The sequence below is a fragment of the Arcanobacterium buesumense genome (assembly GCF_012563545.1).
GTDB lineage: Bacteria > Actinomycetota > Actinomycetes > Actinomycetales > Actinomycetaceae > Arcanobacterium > Arcanobacterium buesumense.
Genome location: NZ_CP050804.1, coordinates 1,804,265 through 1,825,298, shown reverse-complemented (window position 1 = coordinate 1,825,298; position 21,034 = coordinate 1,804,265). Strand labels below are relative to the sequence as shown.

Annotated in this window: 17 protein-coding genes and 1 tRNA gene; 17 read left to right on the top strand and 1 reads right to left on the bottom strand. The window is 48.9% G+C overall.

Translation table 11 applies throughout. The features are described 5' to 3' along the window. The first annotated feature begins 48 nt into the window (after positions 1-48). Positions 49-387 (top strand): hypothetical protein, encoded by a 339-nt coding sequence (locus HC352_RS08450; RefSeq protein WP_168918452.1) that lies wholly within the window; start codon positions 49-51, stop codon positions 385-387. A gap of 14 nt (positions 388-401) precedes the next feature. Beyond that, entirely contained in the window at positions 402-767 is a 366-nt protein-coding gene (locus tag HC352_RS08445; protein WP_168918451.1) for an Rv3654c family TadE-like protein, read from the top strand. Here the strand turns inward: HC352_RS08445 and HC352_RS08440 are convergent. Then, positions 664-3,009, bottom strand: coding sequence for a DEAD/DEAH box helicase (locus HC352_RS08440; protein ID WP_168918450.1), 2,346 nt, complete (start codon positions 3,007-3,009; stop codon positions 664-666). The genes HC352_RS08445 and HC352_RS08440 overlap by 104 nt on opposite strands. A 267-nt stretch (positions 3,010-3,276) precedes the next feature. Between HC352_RS08440 and HC352_RS08435 the strand changes: the two genes are divergently transcribed. From HC352_RS08435 to HC352_RS08365, 15 genes are all read left to right on the top strand, one after another. Further along, positions 3,277-5,082, top strand: a complete 1,806-nt coding sequence (locus HC352_RS08435) for a ribonucleoside triphosphate reductase (protein ID WP_168918449.1) — start codon at positions 3,277-3,279, stop codon at positions 5,080-5,082. Between the two features lie 6 nt (positions 5,083-5,088). Beyond that, positions 5,089-5,850, top strand: a complete 762-nt coding sequence (locus HC352_RS08430) for an anaerobic ribonucleoside-triphosphate reductase activating protein (protein WP_168918448.1) — start codon at positions 5,089-5,091, stop codon at positions 5,848-5,850. A gap of 7 nt (positions 5,851-5,857) precedes the next feature. Next, positions 5,858-7,348: a methyltransferase gene (locus HC352_RS08425; protein ID WP_168918447.1), complete on the top strand. Its 1,491-nt coding sequence runs from the start codon at positions 5,858-5,860 to the stop codon at positions 7,346-7,348. A gap of 88 nt (positions 7,349-7,436) precedes the next feature. Further along, positions 7,437-10,151 carry a type I DNA topoisomerase gene (topA, locus tag HC352_RS08420; RefSeq protein WP_168918446.1) on the top strand — a complete coding sequence of 905 codons (2,715 nt, stop codon included), beginning with the start codon at positions 7,437-7,439 and terminating at the stop codon, positions 10,149-10,151. A 1-nt stretch (position 10,152) separates the two neighbouring features. After that, positions 10,153-10,818 carry a dTMP kinase gene (gene tmk / locus HC352_RS08415; protein WP_168918445.1) on the top strand — a complete coding sequence of 222 codons (666 nt, stop codon included), beginning with the start codon at positions 10,153-10,155 and terminating at the stop codon, positions 10,816-10,818. Between the two features lie 2 nt (positions 10,819-10,820). Further along, positions 10,821-12,020: a DNA polymerase III subunit delta' gene (locus tag HC352_RS08410; RefSeq protein ID WP_168918444.1), complete on the top strand. Its 1,200-nt coding sequence runs from the start codon at positions 10,821-10,823 to the stop codon at positions 12,018-12,020. 29 nt (positions 12,021-12,049) lie between these two features. After that, positions 12,050-13,624 (top strand): alpha/beta hydrolase, encoded by a 1,575-nt coding sequence (locus HC352_RS08405; protein ID WP_168918443.1) that lies wholly within the window; start codon positions 12,050-12,052, stop codon positions 13,622-13,624. A 186-nt stretch (positions 13,625-13,810) separates the two neighbouring features. Beyond that, positions 13,811-13,883: transfer RNA gene (locus HC352_RS08400), tRNA-Thr, on the top strand. Positions 13,884-14,303: 420 nt separating this feature from the next. Continuing rightward, positions 14,304-14,495 carry a helix-turn-helix domain-containing protein gene (locus HC352_RS08395; protein ID WP_168918442.1) on the top strand — a complete coding sequence of 64 codons (192 nt, stop codon included), beginning with the start codon at positions 14,304-14,306 and terminating at the stop codon, positions 14,493-14,495. A gap of 2 nt (positions 14,496-14,497) precedes the next feature. Beyond that, complete coding sequence (locus tag HC352_RS08390) at positions 14,498-15,475, top strand: hypothetical protein (RefSeq protein WP_168918441.1); 978 nt, start codon at positions 14,498-14,500, stop codon at positions 15,473-15,475. After that, complete coding sequence (locus HC352_RS08385) at positions 15,475-16,215, top strand: hypothetical protein (protein ID WP_168918440.1); 741 nt, start codon at positions 15,475-15,477, stop codon at positions 16,213-16,215. The genes HC352_RS08390 and HC352_RS08385 overlap by 1 nt, the downstream gene beginning before the upstream one ends. A 191-nt stretch (positions 16,216-16,406) precedes the next feature. Beyond that, the gene (locus HC352_RS08380) at positions 16,407-16,604 is read left to right on the top strand and encodes a hypothetical protein (RefSeq protein WP_168918439.1); all 198 of its coding nucleotides are present in this window, start codon (positions 16,407-16,409) and stop codon (positions 16,602-16,604) included. A gap of 10 nt (positions 16,605-16,614) precedes the next feature. Then, complete coding sequence (locus HC352_RS08375; protein ID WP_168918438.1) at positions 16,615-16,980, top strand: PrgI family protein; 366 nt, start codon at positions 16,615-16,617, stop codon at positions 16,978-16,980. After that, positions 16,928-19,333, top strand: a complete 2,406-nt coding sequence (locus HC352_RS08370) for a VirB4-like conjugal transfer ATPase, CD1110 family (RefSeq protein WP_168918437.1) — start codon at positions 16,928-16,930, stop codon at positions 19,331-19,333. Before HC352_RS08375 ends, HC352_RS08370 begins: the two co-directional genes overlap by 53 nt. A gap of 54 nt (positions 19,334-19,387) precedes the next feature. Further along, positions 19,388-21,031 (top strand): lytic transglycosylase domain-containing protein, encoded by a 1,644-nt coding sequence (locus HC352_RS08365; RefSeq protein ID WP_168918436.1) that lies wholly within the window; start codon positions 19,388-19,390, stop codon positions 21,029-21,031. Positions 21,032-21,034 lie beyond the last annotated feature (3 nt).

Below are 21,034 nucleotides of genomic sequence, written 5' to 3'. Positions count from 1 at the left end.
GGATAAAGAGAACAGTGGTCAAAGGAGTGCGCGGAAAGAAGAATATGAATGAAAAATATCAGCGAATCGGGAATGGTCAGCGTAGAGACGGCTTTAAGTGTTGGGCCGTTAATTGCTGTGATGGCGATGGTTTTGATGCCGCTCATGGGATGGGTGTATGTCATAGATGTCGGACATAATGCTCGTGAAATTGCCCGAGAGTACGCAATCCATGGCGAAGATGGGGCTTCTGAGCTTATCGCACATGTTCAAGGTCAAGGTAACAAGGTGCGGATTAAACGCTCCGGTCAGTACGCCGATATTACAGTGGTAAAGCCGTTACCGCCAATTATGCAATGGCTTGGGATTAACGTGTCAGGCTCACATACTGTGATGGTTGAGCCGTAAGGACGGGGGATAAAATGCCTCGGAAAGAAGCTGGCTCAAGCACGGTATTAGTGGTTGGTTTTATGGCATTCATTTTGATGCTCGCAGGCATGTTAGCTGTTGTTGGTTGGGCTAGCCAACAACACCAGCGACTCCAAGATGTGGCCGATATGGCTGCTTTATCTGCGGCTGATGCCTACCGAAGTCAGCCAAATGTAGATCGGGCATGCCAGGTAGCTCGTCAGGTGGCAACTGGGGTGGAACTTGAATGCCGGATGGAGGGGTCACAGGCAGCCATTATTGCAATTGATCATCGGAGAATGGGATGGGTAGATTTTGATATGCAGGCAACGGCCAGAGCTGGTCCGCGTTATAAAATTGATCGGCAATTGTTGCCATAAGAAGCGTGGCTCCAGTTTTGGATAGCGGATTATTGTTATTGCCGCATTTGGGTGACTGGATACATGCAGGGCATCCCGATTCGCAAGTACATGTCAAGAGGGTCTCTAAGGTTGCTGCAATCCATTGTGGTCCAGCATAAAAGCCACGATAAGCTGCGCCGGAACCACCACTTATCGCATCATGGATAATGATTGTTGGTTGGCCGGTATCTGGGTGCACTGCTGTGGAAAGCCCGCCTAGATCCCAGCGATCACAGGTAGCTAAAAGTGGTAATAGTGCAATCATGGCATGTTCGCCAGCGTGTAATGCCCCTGGTAGTTCGGTGGTATCTATTCCAGATTTTCGAATAGTTGAATCTGTTAGTGTTAGCCAGGTTCCGGCAGTGATAAAGTCACGGACTGGCATATCAAGATTGGTCCTTCCAAGGTGAACTCCATCGCTAATGCGCCGAACGTCATAGCCGATCATCTGGGTGCGTACATTGACCGTCCCATAGCACCATTGGCCGTCTGGTAAATCCACCTTGTGTTGGGTACTCAGGATGTCAACAGTAGTTTGGGTGCGGGCAAAAGTGCGGATATCGGCATTGGGAGCCGGGTGCGCGAGTGCGATGTCATCATCATACGTTTCAATTTCGAAAGCTTTTCCCTGGTGGAGGTAGATAGCGCCAGGAAAAACTGTGGTGTCTGCTCGGGAACGGTCAACTGTTCCAAGCACCGCACCGTCTGCACAATGGACAATCGGCACACTCTGTCCGCCTTCCCGTAGTTCAAGAACATTATGGGGGTGGATTCGCGTTGCTGTGTTCCAAAACCAACCGGTGGGCCGTTTCCGTAGTAAATCAGCTGCGACCATCTCGGTAAATAAATTGGTATTAGGGAGAGAAAAAATAGGAAGATCAGCTGTTGTTAACGGGAATTCATGCGCTGCTGCCGCCAAATGATCAGGCAAAATCCATGGGTTAGTAGGGTCAAAGGTAGGTGATTGGTTTCCTGGACTGATAAGCATGTCAAGGTGGTTAATTAAGTACTGATCGAGGGGATTGTTGCGGGCAATAAAAAACGCTAATCCAGTAGCGCCAGCTCTGCCGGTTCGTCCAATTTGTTGCTGGAAAGAAGCTGGAGTCCCCGGCCATCCGATGACAACCACGGCATCTAGGCCCGCAATATCGATGCCAAGCTCTAATGCCGAAGTAGTAGCTAGCGCTCGTATTTTTCCACTGCGAAGATCGTGTTCTAGCTCTCGGCGTTCTTCAGGTAGATACCCGCCACGATAAGCCGCGATTCGGGTAGCTAGATGAGGTGCGGTATCAACGAGATTTTCTCTTGTTAGCTCAGCTACCCGCTCAGTTCCTGGACGGGAACGAACAAAAGTCAGCAGGCGTTTGTTTTCAGCAACAAGGGTGGAGGTAATATCAGCGGCCTGTTTATTTGCCGAATCTCCACCCGAGATGGTGTAAAGATCTAGTGCTCCGTGTGGTGACCCGTCTTCGTTTATGGCTTGCACGGGACCGAATGCTTCTCCGAGGAAACGTTGAGCTGCTTGAGCTGGATTGCTCACGGTAGCAGAGAGGAAAATAACTTGTGGGTGAGCGCCATAGTGGTGAGCTATCCGCAAAGTGCGCCGCAAAATCAGCGCAACGTGTGCCCCGAAATTCCCTCGGTAATGATGGAACTCATCAATGATGATGAATTTTAGACCGCGCCATAATCGAGCCCAATGTTCATGCTTTGCGAGCATGGAAAAATGAAGAAAATCTGGATTGGAGAGAATAATGTCAGCGTAATCGCGGGCGTAGCGCTGGCCAGGGGTATCGGTGTCACCATCAGCAATTGCGGCAATGAGCTGTGGGTTAACATCGTGAACTAATGACTCCAGGTTAGTGAACTGATCGGCGGCTAAGGCTTTTGTGGGAGCAAGATAGAGCGTTGTCGGACGGCGATTGCGGGAAGCTAGTGGGGCTGTGTGAGAAAAAGAATCTAACGCATTTAACACGGGGATCCATGCTGTTAAGGATTTGCCTGAACCTGTTCCGGTTGCCACGACGATGTGTGATCCGCGTGTTAATTCAGTAAAAGCCTGTGCCTGATGGGACCAAAGTTGACTGATGTACCGCCGTTCGAGAGCTTGGCGTACATTGGTAGAAATAGAAGCATCCCACGGGGCGTAACTGGCTTGTGTGGGCGGTATGAAGATGTGTCCGGTGATGGAATCAGTAAGCGATTCAGGCAAGGATCTCATGGTGGTAGTGTCTCACTTTTTGTGCAACTGAACTGGAGTGGTGGAGGTCAAAAGTCCCGTAAAGTGATGTGTGTCATAATGAATTAGTGAACTTTGCATTACTAAGGTGTGTCCTCCGCGGTTTTTAGCCATACTTTAACGATGAGATTTTTACCAACAAAGGCACTATATATAGGGTGGGCGTGTTGTCCGTTGTCTATATCTAGTGATTGGGGTAACTTAAATGGTATCGGCGAAAAAGCCATGAAGTAAGAGAAAGGCAGTACCGTGAGTCGTCACATTGATCCAGCCCAATCTATCCAGGAATACCTCACTCGAGCAGATTGGCGTGTTAACGCAAACGCAAATCAGGATTACTCTCTTGGTGGTCTTATTCTCAACAATGCCGGAAAAATGGTTGCCAACTACTGGCTAGATGAAGTTTTTTCACAAGATGCTGGTCAGGCTCACCGGGAAGGCGATTTCCATATCCATGATCTCGATATGCTGTCTGGATACTGCGCAGGCTGGTCTCTTCGTCGTCTCCTCGAAGAAGGATTCAATGGCGTTTCTGGAGCTATCGCCTCCAATCCGCCAAAGCACTTCTCCTCTGCTTGCGGTCAGATTGTTAACTTCCTAGGAACTTTACAAAACGAGTGGGCTGGCGCCCAGGCCTTTTCTTCATTTGATACTTATATGGCGCCATTCATTCGCCTTGATCAGCTTTCTTACGACGATGTTAAGCAAAATATCCAAGAATTGATCTACAACCTTAACGTGCCCTCTCGCTGGGGTAGTCAGTGCCCATTTACTAATCTCACTTTTGATTGGAACTGCCCAGCAGATTTAGCAGAGCAAAATCCACTCATCGGAGATGAACTTTGTGATTTCACCTATGGTGAGCTAGCTGAAGAAATGGCTATGATTAACCGTGCCTATATGGAAGTAATGATTGAAGGAGACGCCAATGGTCGCGTTTTCACATTCCCAATCCCTACCTACAACATCACTAAAGACTTTGACTGGGAATCGGAAAACGCCACGCTTCTTTTTGCAATGACTGCTAAATACGGCTTGCCCTACTTCCAAAATTTCATTAACTCGGAGCTAGATCCTGGCATGATTCGCTCCATGTGTTGCCGTCTTCAGCTTGATATGCGCGAACTTCTCAAGCGTGGCAATGGCTTGTTTGGTTCGGCCGAACTCACCGGCTCCATCGGTGTTGTTACGATGAATATGGCGCGCCTTGGATATTTATATGCGGGGGATTCACCACGTTTATACGAACGTTTGGATGCACTGTTGGAGATGGCGTGCGATACCCTCGAACGTCGTCGTCAAGCAGTTCAAGAATTTATGGACGGCGGACTCTACCCCTACTCCCAGCGTTACTTGGGTACCCTCAACAACCATTTCTCAACTATCGGCGTCAACGGTATGAACGAGATGGTACGAAACTTTACCTTGGACGAATATGACATCACCGATGAGCGCGGGCATGCCATGGTAGCCCAGATGCTCGATCATATTAATGCTCGTCTCGTTGATTTCCAGGAACGCACAGGCAACTTGTACAACCTCGAAGCAACCCCAGCCGAAGGAACCACGTACCGCTTAGCAAAAGAAGACGCTAAGCGTTATCCGAACATTATCCAAGCTGGAACTCCAGATCAGCCCTACTACACAAACTCTTCGCAGTTACCAGTGGGTTTCACCGATGATGCGTTCGAAGCTCTTGAGCAACAAGATGAATTGCAGTGCAAGTATACCGGTGGCACAGTTCTTCACTTATACATGAACGAAGCAATCTCATCGCCGGAGGCATGCAAGGAAATTATTCGCCGAGCGCTCACTCGTTTCTCCTTGCCGTATATCACCATCACCCCAACATTCTCGATCTGCCCAATTCATGGTTATCTCAAAGGTGAGCACGAAACCTGCCCAACATGTGCTCAGATGCAACCTGATGCGCAACCACAAGAATGTGAAGTGTGGACCCGCGTGATGGGATACTTCCGCCCAGTGCAGTCCTTCAATATTGGTAAGAAGGGCGAATACGCCGAACGAAAGATGTTCGTCGAGAAAGCCGTGTAAGACGTTATGGCACCCAATATGCAGAGGGTGGCTGACCTTGCTATCGCTGGATATGTGCCCCTGTCCACGATTGACTGGCCAGGCACCCTCTGCACCACTATTTTTCTGCAAGGATGCCCATGGGCATGCGTGTACTGTCAAAACACTGAGCTGATGGATCCGCGAGCTCAGGGAACCGTTGCGTGGCAAGATATTCAAGCTTTCCTCAAACGGCGGCAAGGGTTACTCGATGGGGTGGTATTTAGTGGCGGGGAAGCAACCCGCCAACCGGCCTTAGGGGCAGCAATAACACAGGTGCGTGAGCTGGGATTTCAGATCGGACTTCATTCAGCTGGCGCCTATCCCGCCCGCTTTGCTGAGGTTATCAATGACGTGGATTGGATAGGGCTCGACATCAAAGCTATGCCTGATGGCTACCAGCCAATCATCGGGGCGGATGTTGGGGCGAAGGCGTGGCAGTGTTTAGACATCTTGTTAGCCGAGGTGGCGCGGCGGAAAAACACCGATCGACCACTCACTTATGAGGTGCGTACGACTATCTATCCACATTCGTCTGTTGCTCGGGATTTACCGCAGATTGTGACGGCGTTACGCGAACGTGGCGTGGAGAATTTCGCGCTTCAAGAGGCTCGGGAGCGGGGCACGTCAGAGCGTTTTCAGGAACAAGCTCAAAATTGGGATTTGGCAGCGTGGCGGCATACCTGGAATGACCTTGTTGCACAGGTGGAAAACGCCGGTTTTACTTCTGCGGTGATTCGCCCGGCATAATAGTTCCATGAAACATTTCCAGTTTTTTGATTCCTTGCGCGCTGACTTGCGCGATTACACTCTCGATCGTCTGGCCGACGTGTTGGGTGATGATGCGCTGGCCGCTCTTGCCCGCGACGAAGCTGTTCCGGCGCAACTTGCAGCGCAACGAGTTGGGGGTCAGCTTGGTTTGCTTGTGCAGTTGTGGTGGGTTGGGGATACCTTGTCCGACGACGACGTTGCGTTCGCGATTCCGCGCACCTATCGTGACGCGGGTGGGTGCGAGGCGTTGCCTGAACTATTGGAACGTTGTGATGGCGGGGTGCGGGCGCGGTGTCAGCTTGTGCCTGTTGTTGCTGGTGGACAGCTGGTGTGGATTGCTTCTGATCGTGGTTCCTTGCATGGGGCACGGCATAATACTGACCATGTAATGGGTGTTGGTGGTGCCACACGTACTCTTGCTGGTCTGGCTCATTATGAACAGGGACAGCGAGTGTTAGATCTGGGAACTGGATGTGGAATTCACGCAATTATTGCGGCTAAATCTGGAGCACAGGTAGTTGCTACAGATATTTCTGCCCGGGCATTAGACTATGCACAATTTAATGCCGAGCTTAATGGGGTTGTGATTGATGTCCGGTTAGGGTCATTGTTTGAGCCGGTTGCTGGTTTACGCTTCGACGTCGTCGTTTCTAATCCGCCATTTGTTATTACGCCAGGTGCGGTACGTGAGAACTTAGGGACGATGGAATATCGTGATGGTGGTGTGGCTGGAGATTCTTTGGCTCAACTTGTTGTTGATTCGCTAGCTGAGCATTTGACGGTCAACGGTAGTGTCTACATGCTTGCTAATTGGGAAATTGCTGGTGATCATCCGCAATGGGAGGAGCATCCGCGTTCGTGGTTGTCTGGGAAATATTTGGATGCAATCGTTATTCAACGTGATGTTATTCCGGTGGAACAGTATGTGGAAATGTGGTTACACGACGGCGGGTTGCGCGCTGGTCATGTTGATTATGCGTCTACTTATCGGGCCTGGCTCAGTGATTTTCAGGCACGGGCAGTTACCCATATTGGGTTCGGTTATGTGTTGGTGCGGCGCGGTGATGAGACTCGCCTAGCATGGCAAGTTTTTCATGATTTGCGTGGCAGTATGCCGGTAGATGTGTCGGCCGCGTTGTCTGCCATGTGGGCAGCGCGAGATATTACTGTGGAAAAGTTGTCTTCGTTACGTTTAACAAATGGGAATGTGGAAGAACATCGTCGTTATCATCCGGGGGATTCGGATCCGTGGCTGATTAGTTTCGCAGCGAAAAATGGTTTTTCTGATCAGGTTCAAGCTGACACTGCGTTAGCTGGTTTTGTCTCGGTTTGTGACGGAGAACTAACGGTTGGTCAGATTTGTGATGCACTAGCGCAGCTCTTGGAAATGCCGGTGTCAGAAGTGCGTTCGTCGCTGTTGCCGAAAGTTATGCACATGGTTCGTCTGGGTATGCTCCAACCGGTGGATAAACTGTGAGCCTGTGGAGTGCTGTGGGTTTTCAAACCAAACATAAGGTATGTTTACAACCAGAACCGATTCCTTTCCTAATATATAAGGGTGTAATGTGACTAAGCTCGTGATTGTAGAGTCTCCTGCCAAGGCGCGCACTATCGCCAATTATCTTGGTGATGAGTATGATGTGACGGCCAGTATTGGCCACATTCGTGATTTGCCTAAGCCATCAGATTTGCCGTCTGATATGAAAAAGGGACCATTTGGCAAATTCGCGGTGAATGTGGAGAGCAATTTCGAGCCGTACTATGTGGTCAACCCGGATAAGAAAAAGAAAGTCAGTGAACTCAAGGCGGCGTTGAAGAAGGCCGATGAACTTTGGTTAGCAACTGATGAGGACCGCGAAGGGGAAGCCATTGCCTGGCATCTGCTCGAAGTTCTGAAGCCGAAGATTCCGGTTAAGCGCATGGTATTCCATGAAATCACCAAAGAGGCGATTGAACGTGCGTTAGAAGCGACGCGCGATATTGATACGAAACTGGTTGATGCTCAAGAAACCCGCCGGATTTTGGATCGTTTGGTTGGTTATGAAGTTTCACCACTGTTGTGGCGTAAAGTTGCACCTAGTCTTTCTGCTGGGCGGGTTCAGTCAGTGACAACCCGGATGATCGTGGAGCGCGAGCGCGAACGAATGGCTTTTGTGCCAGCTGGATATTGGGATGTTTCGGTTGAACTAGAAAAAGGTAGTGAGTCTTTCACTGCGAAACTTCTTGACGTCGACGGCGCTCGTGTTGCGGTTGGAAAAGACTTTAACGACGACGGCTCTCTCAAACCGAAATCTATATCTGATGGGGTTCGGATTCTGGGGCGCGACGATGCGCAGGCTATTTCTGATGCGCTAAGTCAAGGTATGTCAACGGTTGCTAGTGTTGAAACGAAACCGTATCGTCGTCGTCCGGCAGCGCCATTTACTACCTCCACTTTGCAGCAGGAAGCCTCGCGTAAACTACATATGAACTCGCGCGATACGATGCGGGTGGCTCAATCTTTGTACGAAAATGGTTTCATCACCTATATGCGTACTGATTCGGTGAATTTGTCTTCTCAAGCGGTAGCTGCAGCGCGTTCCCAAATCAAAGATATGTATGGGGTGGCGTCGTTACCAGATAAACCACGGCTGTATGCAACAAAGTCAAAGGGTGCGCAAGAAGCTCACGAAGCTATCCGTCCGGCGGGGGATTCATTCCGTACTCCAGCACAGGTGGCTAACCAGTTGCGGGGCCGGGAATATGAACTTTATGAATTGATCTGGAAGCGAACAGTAGCTTCGCAGATGGCAGATGCGACTGGTTCGACAGCGTCGGTGCGCTTGATTGCTGAGCTTGGTGGTGCCGGAGGGAACCAAGCGCGGTTGGGTGCTTCAGGAACTATTATCACATTCCCTGGTTTCATGGCCGCCTATGAAGAAGGTAAAGATAAGAAGCGTTACGAAGAACAAGCAGAATCGCGCCTGCCAGAGTTGAGTGAAGGGGAAACGATTCACAATAAGTCTTCGCAAGCAGGTGGCCACGAAACTGCGCCGCCGCCGCGTTACACTGAAGCTTCTTTGGTGAAAACCTTGGAAGAGAAAGGGATTGGTCGTCCTTCGACGTATGCGGCAACGATCTCTACTATTACGGATCGGGGCTATGTTGATCGCAAGGGTCAAGCTTTAGTTCCGACGTGGTTGGCGTTTGCTGTTATTCGCCTATTGGAAGATAATTTGCCAGATTTGGTGGATTACGATTTCACTGCCGATATGGAAGAAGACCTAGATAAGATTGCTGCCGGTACGGAAAATCCGGTGGAGTATTTAGGGAATTTCTATCGTGGTGATAACGGTAAACAGGGCTTGCAGGCTCAAGTTGCCGGACTGGGTGATATTGACGCGCGGGCGGTTAATACAATCGAGATTGGTGATTCTATCGCCGTGCGGGTGGGCCGTTATGGTCCATATTTGGAGCAGACGAATCCGGACGGGACGCCAGGTAAACGCGCTTCGGTGCCAACCGATGTTTCCCCAGATGAGCTGACGGTTGCGCGCGCTCACGAAATTCTTGATAGCGCAATGACTGAAGATCGAGTACTGGGCCAAAACGAGAAGGGCTGGGACGTCGTCGTTAAAGATGGCCGGTTTGGTCCATACGTTTCGGAAGTTGTTCCCGACGACGCCGTACAGCTTACCCCTACGGGAAAAATTTCGAAGGTGAAGCCGAAACCAGCAACTGCGTCATTGTTTAAGTCGATGAGTCCAGAAACTGTCACAATTGAACAAGCCGTACAGTTATTATCCTTGCCGCGTGAGCTAGGGGAACTTGACGGTGAACTTGTGACGGTTCATAACGGGCGGTTTGGTCCATATATGAAGAAGGGTTCAGATTCGCGTTCGTTAGAATCTGAGGAACAGATTTTTACGATCACGCTTGAACAAGCCAAAGAAATTTTTGCGCAACCTAAACAGCGTGGAAAGCGTCAAGCCCAACCACCGCTGGCTGAACTGGGTAAAGATCCGGTTTCGGGCGGCACGATTTTGTTGAAAGATGGCCGGTTTGGATTGTATGTCACTGATGGTGAAACGAATGCCTCCTTGTCACGCTCAGAAGATCCCAACCAGATCACTGCACAACGTGCACAAGACTTACTCGTTCAGCGTCGGTTGAAGATTGCCGAACAAGGCGGGCCAAAGAAACGTAATGCGACTAAGCGGACGGTTTCTGGTGCTGGCAAGAAGAAAGCCGCTGCAAAAAAGAAGACAAGCACCAAGAAGTCGACGACGAAGAAGGCGTGAAATGACTGGCTTGTTCATATCATTTGAAGGTGGGGATGGGGCTGGTAAATCAACTCAGGTCCAGTTGTTGGCGAGTTGGTTAACTGAGTCGGGCTACACCGTCGTCGTCACCCGTGAACCTGGTGGTACTGAATTAGGGGCACAGATTCGGCACTTGCTGTTGCATGGCGGAGACGTCAGTGCACGCGCGGAAGCTTTGTTGTATGCCGCTGATCGGGCGCAAAATATGGATACCAAAATCGCGCCGGCGCTTAACCGTGGCGAGATCGTTATCACTGATCGGTATTTAGATTCCTCAGTGGCTTACCAAGGTGCGGCACGGGCATTAGGTAAAGATGAGGTGCGTGATCTATCCCTTTGGGCAGTTCAAGGCCGTATGCCGGATATGACATTCTTACTTGATGTACCGGTAGAAACTGGCAAGGCACGTGTTGGAACCGAACAAGATCGGCTAGAAGCTGCTGGTGTGGAGTTCCATCAGCAGGTGCGCCGGGAGTTTTTGGCGTTGGCTGAAGATCGCCCTGATCGTTGGCATGTTATTGACGGTACGCAAAGTATTGATGCGATAGCTCAACGTATTCAAGAATCCGTTTCGCAGGCGCTTAAAAATGGTGAACTGGTGAACGAACGCCACACAACTTTGTCGGACCACTCTAGTAACATGTAAACATGAGTATTTTTGATGGTTTAGTTGGGCAGGAAGCTGCTGTGCGTGAACTGCAGCGGGCGGCAGATGCTGCGCGTTTTTCCCATGCCCGAATATCGAATACTCAAGGGGAACAGGTTGCTAGCCAAGCGATGAGTCAAGCGTGGCTGTTTACTGGTCCGCCTGGTTCCGGCCGATCGTTGGCTGCATTGAGTTTAGCGGGGGCATTATTGTGCACTGGCCCGGTAGCTGGATGTGGTCAGTGCGCACAATGCCGATCGGTGTTGGAGCGCAATCATCCTGATGTGACATTAGTGTCTACCGATCAGGTAACAATTAGCGCTGAAGATGTACGTGAGTATGTGGCTCGATCTTATGTTGCGCCTACAAGTGGCGCGTGGCGCATCATTATTATTGAAGACGCTGATCGGATGTTGACGCGCACAACTAACGTGTTATTGAAAGCGATTGAAGAGCCTGGTGCGCGCACTGTGTGGATGTTGTGTACAGCTGCTACAGCCGATGTGTTACCAACAATCCGGTCGCGGTGCCGAAATATTAATCTGGTAACTCCGCAGGCGTCTCAGGTTGCGGATTTGTTGATCAAACGTGACGGGGTGGATGCGAAGGTGGCTCATATTGCCGCACGTGCGGCTCAGTCACATATTGGTGTTGCTCGGGCCTTAGCTACTGATCCCCAAGCGAGCGCTATTCGTAGGAATACTTTGAATGTGTTGGCGAAAATAGATGGAGTAGGGGATGCGGCATTAGGGGCTCATTTACTTGCTGATACCATTGCTATGCGGGGCGCAGGCTTAAGTAAAAAAGATGTGCTTGACGAAGATAGTAAAGTTCGTGAAGAAGAACGCATGGCTGCGTTGGGTTTAGACGCCGGAGCAAAAGTTCCCGCATCGGTGCGTAGTCAAATCAAAGAAAGTGCTGAGGCGGCTCGTCGTCGTCAAACCCGCCAAGAACGCGATATTCTCGATCGGGAAATGGTTTATATGTTGGCCTTTTATCGTGATGTTCTGGTTCAACAAATGGGTGCTAAAGTTGAACTCATTAATGTTGATTACGAGCAAGCTATTAATCGAATAGCTTGTACCACAACAACCCAGACGACGTTAGCTCGCCTTGACCGAATAGCTCAGGGCAGAGCACGGTTAAAAGCAAATGTTCCAGCACAATTAGTGATGGAAAGTATTTTAGTTGGGCTTCGGTAAGCGCAGCGATATCTCAAGGATAAAACTAGATGAAAAAACGCAGTATTGTAGCTTTTGGTAGTATCTTCCTTTTATTGCTTTCGAGCTGTTCGGGAACAGTGGGAGTGAAGGCTGGCCGGCCGGCATCGGGTGGAGCAAATAAAACTGAGATGTCAGCTATTGATGCGCAGGCGATTGAAGCTGCAATGCCAGCGATACCAGCTGGGCTAGAAGATTTTTATAACCAAGAAGTTGCTTGGGAAAAATGTGGCGCTCATCTTGAATGCGCTCGCATCAGTGTGCCGTTGGACTATGAAGATCCAGCTGGGGAAAAAATTGAATTAGCCCTTCAGCGGCGCCCTGCTAATGCAACGAAAATCGGCTCCTTGTTGGCTAATCCTGGTGGGCCTGGCGGCGGTGGCCAAGAAATGGCACAAAGTGCCGCACAGTTCTTTTCTTCCCGAATTTTAGATAATTTTGATGTTATCGGATTCGATCCGCGCGGAGTTGGGGATTCTACGCCGGTTGATTGTTTAGCTGATGATCAGCTTGATGATTATATTTCTGCAGTCTACCCAGATACGCCTGCCGGTAAAGCAGAGTCTTATGCGGCTGAGGCTAATTTTGCTCAGCAATGTGTGGAAAAGTCAGGTGACTTGGTGAAATATGTGGGCACCCAAGAAGCTGCTCAGGATATGGATGTTATCCGCCATCTGGTGGGAGATCCTAAACTTTACTACGTAGGTTTTTCATATGGCACCAAACTTGGCGGCATGTATGCTGAACTTTTTCCGCATAATGTTGGCCGGCTGATTCTTGATGGTGCAGTAGATTCCGATGTGCCAGATTATGAGCAAAACAAAGCTCAACTTAAAGGATTTGAACAAGCCACGGATAACTATCTGGATCATTGCTTATCCCAGCCGGCATGTCCTTTTACTGGTACCCGAGAGCAAGCTCGAGAGCAGATCCGAGATATGTTTGACCAAGCGCGGAAAGCTCCGTTACCCACAGCTGATAAAAATCGACCACTGACACAGTCTGGTTTACTTTATGGTTTTATCACGCCGCTTTATGACGATGCGTCATGGCCTATCCTGTCTCAAGCTATTGCTGAATATCTGAACGATGGTACAGCTAGCACTTTCCAGCTTATGTTTGATGCATATACCGGACGTACTCCTAGCGGATCGTATTCAAATAATTCCATGGAAGCCCACAATGTTATTAATTGTGCCGATACTGTGGTTGATGGTGATGTTCAGCAGTGGGCACAGCTCAGTAGTGAATTAGCAAAAGAATCGCCGCTCTTTGGAGATATGATGGGCTATTCCCAAGGGACGTGCATGGCTCTTCCGAAACCAGCTCATCCAATTATTCAACGGTTCACTGCATCTGGTTCGGATCCGATTGTTGTTGTGGGAACTGTGGGCGATCCGGCAACTCCATACGAATGGGCAGTTGCCTTTGAAAAGGCGTTCGATAATGCTGTGCTTGTGACTTGGGAAGGCGAAGGCCATACGGCGTACGGCCGCCCATCTGGTCCATGCATTAAGGATTCTCTTGATGCGTACTTGCTAAATGGAACCGTGCCAGAAGACGGTCTACGCTGCCCGGCGCAGTAGTACTATTGTTAATCTAATTGTGGGAGTAGGATGGATATTCATTCCATCCTACTCCCACAATTGTTCATGTGATTTACAACGAAATGTTGCTGAAAAATCTATAACTAGTTGTGTTTGGGACTGATATTCAGTTACATTGTTATAGCTGTAAAGCAAACGGTTCGAAAAGTTCAATCATTTCGATCCGCCGCCTTAGCTCAGTCGGTAGAGCGTCTCACTCGTAATGAGAAGGTCGTGGGTTCGATTCCCACAGGCGGCTCCCAGTCGAAGCCCCCGTGAAAGCGGGGGCTTTCGCATTTCCGCGTTCTTTTTCAATGGTGACTGTTTCATTTGGTAAAAGATCGTCGATATTTAAATCTAGAAACGCAGCAGTCTTTACGAGATCACTAGCAGACCAGCCTATACGCCCAGCGATTTTACTAGACACGGCACTTTTTGTTAGTCCTAGTGCATCAGCCAGTTGCATTTGCATTAGCCCCCGTCGCCGAAGCCAAAGATTAACGCGTTCGCTGATAATTTGATCGGCAGTCATTGATTGAATGAATGTATCTGAAATTGTCATATCTATATCATGTCATTTAATTCATTTTTAATCAACTAAATTGAATTGACAATACTGAGTGCGAGTAATAATATCTTGACTAGTTTCTAAAATGTAAACTTATGTAGGAAATAAAATATGAGTGAGTTGATATCGGCAAGTGAGGCTGCTGCATTGTTGCCGGACACAACGGAGCAATCGCTTCTGCGTTGGGCACGTCAAGGAAAAATTCCTTCTGTTCGCTTACCTAATGGACGTCGTTTCTTCGAACGTGAGGATATTGAGGCGATATTAGAACCAACTATGTCTGAGGAAGTTGACGAGGGCTAGTCATGGCTGGTGGAGATTTCTTTGTTGTACGCCGCGGGGCTACCGCGGTGCCGAACACGTTGGTTCACAACAAAGAGCTTTCTTATGCCGCTTTAGGTCTTATTGTTCTGTGTTTGTCGCTTCCTCCTGGGGCTAAGGTTGGTTACCGTGAACTTGCCGGCCGAGGTTTGGGTCAGAAGGCTACACGTGCGGCTTTGAAAGAATTGGAAGCGTTGAATTATAGGTTCCGTTTCCAGCATCGTCGTGATGGTCAGATTCGTGAACTCACTATTATCTCTGATGTTCCTTTAACGCCTGCGGAGGCGTTTGAGGATGCTGAAAAGATGATGATCGGGCTTGGTTTTACAACGTCAGAGATTGTCTCGTGCCCATCCCATCCTGATTTTGCGATTCCTGGTCGGGAGTTGAAGCAAACTGTTCTTACCTCACAGATTTCTAAGGAGCGTTCGTTCCGGCGTGCAAGTTCGACCCCAGCTCCCGATAGCGATTCTGAAGTTGTCGAAGTGAAGGAACCGAAGAAGGCGCATCCTTTACCGTCCGAAGAAGTAGCTGTTCCAGTGAAGGGTGGCAAGCTTGCCAATTGGAAGGTTATCAATGCGGCTATTCCTCCAGAGCAACGTCGAGGTTTGATGGGCAAAGCGGCAATGAGAGTTTCTGATCTTTTAGATGCCTTGCTCGATTCTGGGTGGAGCGTGTTGAAGATACGTGGGCGTCTAGCCGATAACCCGTTACCGCCAAATGTCGTTAATCCGCCAGGACTATTAATTTCCCGATTGAAAGACTTGTGTGAGGTGCCGATAGGTTTTCCGGTGGAGGCGGATCGCTCTACTCGTAGCGATTCTCCACCGCCTCCACCGGACATTAGTCCAGAAGAGCGGCAAGCTGTCGTTCAATCAATAAAGAAGTGGAAAGAAGCATCCACAATTTTTAACCCTGCTAATAATCTCCAATCAAAGAAACGAAGCGAAGGGAAAGACTGATGTCTACGACTTCTCGTAAATGGATTGCCGGTCTGACTGGCGTAGTTGTCGTCGGCGTGGCGTTAGCGTGGTGGCGCACGCCGGACGCTGATGCAGAAGAGCTTGCTCGTTTGGTGCCAACTTTTAATGAGCAAGTGAAAGAATTTGATGACCTGCGTAGTCAGGCCAAGGATGTAGCGAGTCGGTGTGAGATTATTACTGGCTCGCGGGTTACTTGTAACCCTGTAAGCCAAGCTTATAAAGATGCTGCTGCTTTTGACGTCAAGGTGATTGATCTTGACTCTGTGAATGATGGCAGTAAAACTTTGGTGGCGCTTAAAAATGACCAGGTGCGAATAAAAGAGATCAGCGAAGATTTGCGCGACGGTATGGATAAGGCGCAGCATTCAGTGGATGTAAAATCTGGGTTCTTCAAGGCCGAAGTGGCCAAGGAAGTTGAACGCACCGAAGCGTATCTTGACGAGGCTAAAGCTGCTGTTGAGAGTTCAGCTGGCGCTGAGTCTGGGCTGATTGCACTTACCCAAAACGAGATTAACCACGTAGAAAAAGTCATTGCAAGTATCGGTAAACGCGGTGAAGCATTAAATGCCGCTGATGACCAAGGTCTTTTAGATGATTTAACCGTATCAAAAGATAATCTGCGCGAGGCCACTCGGAAGCTCAGGAATGGTATTGCTGCGTTGAGTATTAATCCAGGTGCACCACAAGCACTTGATCCAGATGATGCGCTCGATAATTAGGCCAAGTACGCCTAAGTACGCCTAAGTAGAAAAGACAAATACACATCACCTTGGACAAGTGCACCCAAAAACTTCATTCCGTTGGAAGGTTTAGGTAATTTGTGAAGTTTACATGCCTGGCGGGATGGAAGAGTTCACATATAAGAGTGTGAACTCAGATCAGTAAACACATTTAGTGGAAGGAAAAGAAGATGCTGGCACAAGCTATTGCATTATTTACGAAGTTCGCCATTATCGGCGGTGGTTTATGGTGCGTTTGGGGTGTTATTACCCTTGCTGGGGGCTTGAAGGATCATAACGGCCCTCAAACTCAAGCCGGTATGTGGCAGGCCATTGGTGGCGGCATGATTATTGCTGCTGCGGCACTGTTTTCACAGGTGCAGATCTAAGGAGGCTAGCGTGGCACTGGAAGTGCGTGTACCGCGCGAAGTTACCGCGTACCAGCCACGGGTGCTATTTGGCATGTCCTGGCGTCAGCTTGGTGTAGCTGCTTTGGCGGCACCTCTTATTGCTGGCAGTTTCGCAGTGTGCTACCTAGCAGGGTACGAAAATCTTGGCGTTGTTATAGTGACGCTACTTTCAGTGCCCGCTGTTGCTCTTGGGTGGGTGCGCCCTATGGGCGTTCCATTCGAAAAGTATTTCAGCTATGCGTGGGACTGGCGTCAAGGCAAAAAAGTATTCGTTTTTGAGCAGGATTTAATGGAGGAAGAAAATGGTCGGCAAAAGAATGGCCGCAAGAGCTGCCCGCCAGAAGCAGGCAACTGAAAGCAATGAAAAAAATAGTGAGCAGCGTAAAGTTGCTCGCAAGGAAAAGAAAAATGCCCAGTCTTTGATTCATTATGAGTCAATCATGGAATCGGGTATTGCGTATCTCGGTGGGAATAAGTATTCAATTACTCTGGAATTGTCTGATATTGATTATCAGCTTGCCCCGAATGAAATTCAGGAAGGACTTGTGGAAAAGTATGCACGGTTCCTTAACGGGCATCTCGCTGGGCATCACGTGCAAGTTTCTATCGTCAACCGAGTTCTTGATAAAGCTCAGTTGATGGAGAGTATTGAACTTTCATCTCAAGATGATGGTTTTGATTCGCAGCGCGATGAGTATAACCAGCTCATTTCGCGCAGACTAGAGTCGGGTAGAAACAATACGGTTACTGAGAAGTATGTGACCCTTCAAATTGAGGCTGAGTCGTTTGAAGAGGCAAAAATCGTCCTATCTCGTATGGCTGCTGAAGATATTGCAGCTTTGCGTGAAGTTGGTGGTTGCCGTGCTGAGCAGATCGGCGGTGAACAGCGCGTGAGGTTGCTACAGCAGATGTTGCGGCCGGATGCCCCAAATGATTTCAGCTATGCGGATATGGTTGGCCAGAAGAAGGCTAAGACGAAAGACTTTGTCGCTCCTTGGTCGATTGACCGGACGGATTCTGACCGACTAGTTCTATACTCTGGCGCTGATCGGTATTGGCAGACAATGATCTTGCGTAAGATGCCTAATTGGATGAGTGATCGCGTTCTGAAAGAGCTAGCCGAAATTCCAACGGATCTTACTGTATCTATTCATTTTGATCCTCTTGACCAGGCGGAAGGATTAGATCTCGTTAAGCGCCAAATTGCCGGTATGGATATTCAAATGGCGAATGAGCGGCGCAAGCTGGCTAAGCAAAACATGGATATTGATCTGGTTCCTCATGAGCTAGAAGCGTCTCATACTGAGGCTGTTGAGCTTCGTCAGCAGCTAGAGCAGTCGAATGAAAAGCTCTTCACCACACGTATCATTATCGGGGTTTCTGCAGGTTCTCAAGAAGAGCTTGAAGAAGCGGTTAAGCGTGTGCGCCGTGTTGCTGGAAAACACTCGTGTTCATTAGAAAATCTTCGTTACATGCAGATTGATGGTCTCAACGCTTGTTTGCCGTTGGGATTGTGCAAGATTCCGATGTATCGAACTCTCACCACTGCCGTTGGAGCGGTAATGATCCCATTTACTACGCAAGAACTGCTTGAACGCAGTGGAAATTTCTACGGAATCAATGCGCTATCAAAGAATGTGATCATGGCAGATCGTGCGAAAGGCATGAACTCCAATGGATTCATTTTGGGTACGACAGGTTCGGGAAAGTCTCAGTTCGCAAAGTTTGAAATGAATCAGACCTTTCTTCGGCGTCCTAATGACGAGATCTTGATTATTGACCCTGAACGCGAATATCCAGCTCTAGCAAAAGAAATGAAAGCCACGCCAGTGGTTATTTCAGCTGGATCAGAAGATGCCATTAATCCAATGGATTTGAGTAAAGAGTTTACAAGCGTCTCCGACGGCGATCCAGTTCGCAACAAGTGCGGGTTTGTCCTTAGTTTGTGTGAAGTGTTGCTGGGTGGTGCAGACGGTCTAACCCCTGCAAAGCGCTCAATCATTGATCGAGTTGTGGCAAGCCTTTACAGCACATACTGGACGAGTGATATCCCAGCACCTACCCTCAAGGATCTTTACGAGGCACTACGCCACGAACCAGAAGCAGAAGCTCAAGAAGTAGCTACTGGGTTAGAGATGTATGCGCGAGGAAGTGCGCAAGGATTTGCGCGTCAAACCAACGTTGATACATCCAATCGAGTCACTATTTATGACATTGCCGAGCTGTCGAAGGATCTTCAGACCTTTGGCATGATGGTTGTTTTGGAAGAGATCTGGGCGCGTATCGTTCGGAATAAAGCCCGTGGTGTGCGCACCTGGGTTTATATCGACGAATTCCATCTGCTTTTTAATAATGACTATGCAGGTGCTTATTGTCAATCGATGTTTAAGCGAGTACGTAAATACGGAGCTGCTGCTACTGGTATTACACAGAACATCGAAGAGCTACTGATTAATGAGCGTGCACGCCTGATGTTGTCGAACTCGGATGGTCTCTTCCTATTGAATCAGCAGTCTACAGATGCTGATGCGTTAGCTAACTTGCTGCACTTGTCGAATCAACAACGTGGCTATTTCACAAATGTTGAACCGGGTAGAGGGCTAATGAAAGTTGGTAAGGCGGTTATTCCATTTGATAACACGATGGATCCGACTCAACGGATTTTCAAAGTGTTCTCTACCAGATTTGAAGAAGTCTCTAATTTTTAGAAATGCCGGCACTGCCGTACATGCTGGCATGTACGGCAGGTTAGGAGTTTAGACATGGCACGATTCAGGGAAGTCGGTTCAGTAAACCTGGTATCCCAGCATGTGCGCCGGGATATTTCCCCTTTCCGTCCGCCGGAGTATTTATCAAAGGCATCAGCTATTAAAAACGCTAAGCGCGTTGGAAAGGCTGGAAAGGCCATTGGCAAGACTGGAGTCTTTGTTGGTGGAAAAGCCTATGGCGGGCTCAAAACAGGGGCTAAGTATTCTCACGTTCATATAAAAGACGGTCAGTCCACCACGGATGACGGTAGCGACACAATTAAGTCGATACTCTCTCAATTTGGTTCTCGTCGCGCGGCTAATGGAGCACGCCTTTCTACGTCGGCGTCAAAGTTTGTTGCTCGAACTGGCTGGAAAGGCGTGAAGAAAGCTGGATCAAGTGCGGGTCGGGCAGCAAAACGAAATATGCGTGTAGCTAAGCAGCAAGGTCGGCGAACCGCAGCGAAAACCGGTATAGGAAAAACTCGTGCATCGTTTGTTAATCGTAGTGCTGAAGCTGTAACTAAGGTCACGATGGCTGTGATGCAACGGGTAGCAACGGCCTTAGCATCAGCCACTACGCCTATTATTATGGCGATTGTTTCAGTAGTTGTTGCACTTATGGCTTTGGTTTCTATTCTTCCCTCGTGGATCACTGGAATGTATTTAGAAGAGCAAAAGAAATCTGAGCTGGCGGTTAATGTTCCACCACAATATGCAAAATATGTTCTGGATGCAGGCTCAATTTGTCCGGAAGTTACGCCGTCGATCATTGCTGCACAGATTGATACAGAATCGGGCTGGAATCCCAAAGCGCAATCTCCAGTTGGTGCCCAAGGTATAAGTCAATTTATGCCGGGGACATGGGCATCTGTTGGCCGTGACGGAAATGGTGACGGTAAAGCTGATCCGTTTGACCCCGCCGATGCGATCATTTCTCAAGGTCACTATATGTGTGGCCAAGTAGAAGCGCTTAAACGCCACGGGTTGAGTGGTTCAATTGATCTAGCATTGGCTGCTTACAATGCTGGTCTAGGAAATGTTTTAACGTTTCATGGGATCCCGCCATTCGCGGAAACTCAAAATTATGTTAAGCGAATCAAGGAACTTGCTGCTGCTAAATATGCGGTTGTTTCAGCAGGATCTGTCGGTGGTGCAGGGGATGATTACCCGTGGAAGGACCTTGTGAGAGACGCAGCAGGTAACGTCGGAGGTTCCTATAACACCCCGAACTATGAAACCCGGTATTACTACGGAAATTGTACAGATTTCGTTTTCTGGCGAGTAAATCGAGATATGGGTGTAACCTACCAAGGTAAAAATACGCAATGGCACTATACCTATCAATTCCTTACCCCTGCGGGTGGTAATGGCAGTCAATGGGGTGATCCAGGGAATATGCCTGGATGGGGAACGGTCCGATTGCCTGAAAAAGCTAAGCCGGGAGATGTTATCTCGTTCAAGCCAGGTGCCTTTGGTAGCTCTGCCCAATTTGGCCATGTGGCCTATGTGTCCTCGGTTGCCCCTGATGGCACTATTACGACTGAAAACTACGGTGGAGGCGAATATTACGTTCGTGTTCTACCTGCACAGCAATTGCGTCCACTGATGAACGCTGGCCAGGTAATTATCCGTCATAATCCAGCTTTAGGAGGCTGAGAA

What these genes read in the sequence shown, in the direction of transcription:
- HC352_RS08450 (WP_168918452.1), top strand. Translation starts at nt 49, where the DNA reads ATGAAAAATATCAGCGAATCGGGAATGGTCAGCGTAGAGACGGCTTTA.
- HC352_RS08445 (WP_168918451.1), top strand. Translation starts at nt 402, where the DNA reads ATGCCTCGGAAAGAAGCTGGCTCAAGCACGGTATTAGTGGTTGGTTTT.
- HC352_RS08440 (WP_168918450.1), bottom strand. Translation starts at nt 3,009, where the DNA reads ATGAGATCCTTGCCTGAATCGCTTACTGATTCCATCACCGGACACATC.
- HC352_RS08430 (WP_168918448.1), top strand. Translation starts at nt 5,089, where the DNA reads ATGGCACCCAATATGCAGAGGGTGGCTGACCTTGCTATCGCTGGATAT.
- HC352_RS08425 (WP_168918447.1), top strand. Translation starts at nt 5,858, where the DNA reads ATGAAACATTTCCAGTTTTTTGATTCCTTGCGCGCTGACTTGCGCGAT.
- tmk (WP_168918445.1), top strand. Translation starts at nt 10,153, where the DNA reads ATGACTGGCTTGTTCATATCATTTGAAGGTGGGGATGGGGCTGGTAAA.
- HC352_RS08410 (WP_168918444.1), top strand. Translation starts at nt 10,821, where the DNA reads ATGAGTATTTTTGATGGTTTAGTTGGGCAGGAAGCTGCTGTGCGTGAA.
- HC352_RS08405 (WP_168918443.1), top strand. Translation starts at nt 12,050, where the DNA reads ATGAAAAAACGCAGTATTGTAGCTTTTGGTAGTATCTTCCTTTTATTG.
- HC352_RS08395 (WP_168918442.1), top strand. Translation starts at nt 14,304, where the DNA reads ATGAGTGAGTTGATATCGGCAAGTGAGGCTGCTGCATTGTTGCCGGAC.
- HC352_RS08390 (WP_168918441.1), top strand. Translation starts at nt 14,498, where the DNA reads ATGGCTGGTGGAGATTTCTTTGTTGTACGCCGCGGGGCTACCGCGGTG.
- HC352_RS08385 (WP_168918440.1), top strand. Translation starts at nt 15,475, where the DNA reads ATGTCTACGACTTCTCGTAAATGGATTGCCGGTCTGACTGGCGTAGTT.
- HC352_RS08380 (WP_168918439.1), top strand. Translation starts at nt 16,407, where the DNA reads ATGCTGGCACAAGCTATTGCATTATTTACGAAGTTCGCCATTATCGGC.
- HC352_RS08370 (WP_168918437.1), top strand. Translation starts at nt 16,928, where the DNA reads ATGGTCGGCAAAAGAATGGCCGCAAGAGCTGCCCGCCAGAAGCAGGCA.
- HC352_RS08365 (WP_168918436.1), top strand. Translation starts at nt 19,388, where the DNA reads ATGGCACGATTCAGGGAAGTCGGTTCAGTAAACCTGGTATCCCAGCAT.